A 1,385-nucleotide genomic window follows, 5' to 3' on the forward strand; every position below is an offset into this window, starting at 1 on the left:
GTCTTTTGACTTCCAACCAGGCTGTATCTGCGGTGTAGCCTGAAGCAGCTCCTCCACCTGCTGGAGCGATTTGATGAGCCGTGTGTCCATTATGATTTTCATCCAGTAATTTTGGACGAAAGATCAGAAATCACAGGCTCATTTCATTTTGGAAACAAGGGCTCCGTTCAGGCTCATTTCATATTGGAAGAGACTCCTTATAGCGATAACAATTATTACCGACTAAAATTTAATGGTGGATTTTGTGCTGTGTTATTTTTCCTGAATCAAAACCAATGTGTGATGTCATGAAATCGCCCACTTAATTAACCAAAATACAAGTTAACAGCAGTCTAAATGAGAATGCGAATACTCAAGCGTAAGCCCTGCTCTGCTTATGGTAGGCATTAAGGATTAATGCTCTGTTTCCAAGCGCTACAGCATTAAAGGAATGTTTTTATTTTTTGTATTAACTGGTATCGATGACGAAAGACTTTTGAAGCGTTTGCGCTACACAATGCTGTAGACAGTTTTTCTAATACTCAATACCCGTGTCTCAAAGGTTCAGAGATAGGGCTGGTATTTATTACGCGATGCCCGGGTTCTTTTTGAATTTTGAAAAAACGCTGCATCCCTTTAATGTCAAGGTTTTCAGTGATTTTATTCACACGTTTGTGCTCCAAAAAATCAGGCTGAAACGAGTATTATAAACGTCAGTGTATTTATATTAGAGGTCAATGATTAAAGCACTATAGTTTCTCTATTTCTTTGCAGCCCTTGCTAAATCAGGAAAGTTCAAATTCTTAGGGGTTATTTCAAACCCGGGCATCGCGTGATAATCTTTCTAAAAAAGCATGTTCTGCGTCCCTCCAAACTTCATCTTTGGGCTGGTCCTTCCTGTTAGTGTCTAGTTTGTTTGCTTTGTCAAATAAGTAATTAGAACAATACTGTTTCAATTTATCTATTAGAAAAGTATACGATGCTGGTAGTGCTTCTACGATACGAATGCAGTGTCCTAGCTGACTAAAAGATGAAGCATCGAGAGACTGACTTTTTTCTATTGCAACTTCTGCATGATGAATGGCTTTGTTCAAAAGCTCTGGAACTTCTTTATCTTGAAAAGAATAAATGCATTCTCTGAAGTAACGGATGCTGATAGACAAGTCCACTTCTGGCCCAGTAAAGCCTTTTTCATCAAGCTGCATTTGGTCGAACTGATACCAGTCCTTTAATTCGATATAATGATTGGCAAGGGCCAGTTCAACGACCTTGTCGTTACAGGGAGTGCTTTCATCCTCGGAGTAGTGGGCGCGCAGCCTCTGAAAGATCGTCAGTGCCTTTTGAAGCTGTCCCAAGTCCTGGTATAGCCGGCCAAGGGTTAGCTCTATGTCCTTGTCGTAGCAGGG

The 1,385-nt window shown here is 40.5% G+C and carries 1 protein-coding gene; it reads right to left on the reverse strand.

Annotation, left to right across the window (positions count from 1 at the left end):
• Window positions 1-794: 794 nt before the first annotated feature.
• Window positions 795-1,385, reverse strand: a 591-nt coding sequence (locus AKL11_RS18430; protein ID WP_172807324.1) for a hypothetical protein, incomplete at its 5' end; no start/stop codon positions are given.

The organism is Endozoicomonas ascidiicola, from assembly GCF_001646945.1.
Taxonomy (GTDB): Bacteria; Pseudomonadota; Gammaproteobacteria; order Pseudomonadales; family Endozoicomonadaceae; genus Endozoicomonas; species Endozoicomonas ascidiicola.